Source organism: Neisseria sp. P0021.S006 (assembly GCF_051956895.1).
Genome location: NZ_JBQCWZ010000990.1, coordinates 1 through 543 on the forward strand (window position 1 = coordinate 1; position 543 = coordinate 543).

Genomic DNA, 543 nt, shown 5'->3' on the forward strand with positions numbered 1-543 from the left:
GGTTACCATCGCACCGGAAATATCGGCTTGTTTCACAGAGAATGTACCGCCAAAACCGCAGCACTCGCTTTCATGGTCGTGAACGATACGTTCAACATTTTCCATGCCGTCAATCAGCTGCCAGCCTGACACATGGACATTCATCTCACGACGCGCCGCGCAGGAAGTATGGACAGCCACTTTAACCGGCTCACCTTTATCTTCAGGTTTGTAACCAATCGCCAGCAGGAAGTGGGTAAATTCAATGATACGGTTGGCGCAATCAATGGCTTTTTGTTCGTACTCGGTACCTTTAAACAAAGTCGGCCAGTGGTGTTTCATCATGCCGCCGCAAGAACCGGAAGGCACGACAATCGGCCAATTTTCAGGGAATAAATCCAGTTGCGCTTTGACAACATCAAAGGCTTCTTTCGGATGACCTGACGAATAGGCCGGTTGGCCGCAGCAGCTTTGTTCCATCGGATAATGGATACGGATACCCTGTTGTTCGATTAAAGTGATGGCATCCATGCCTGCTTCTGGCATAAAAAGGTCGAGAACGCA

Annotated in this window: 1 protein-coding gene; it reads right to left on the reverse strand. The window is 49.4% G+C overall.

The window, feature by feature from the left end:
• The coding region (locus ACTHUM_RS18330; RefSeq protein ID WP_440403725.1) for a heterodisulfide reductase-related iron-sulfur binding cluster at positions 1–543 on the reverse strand (543 nt) is incomplete at both ends.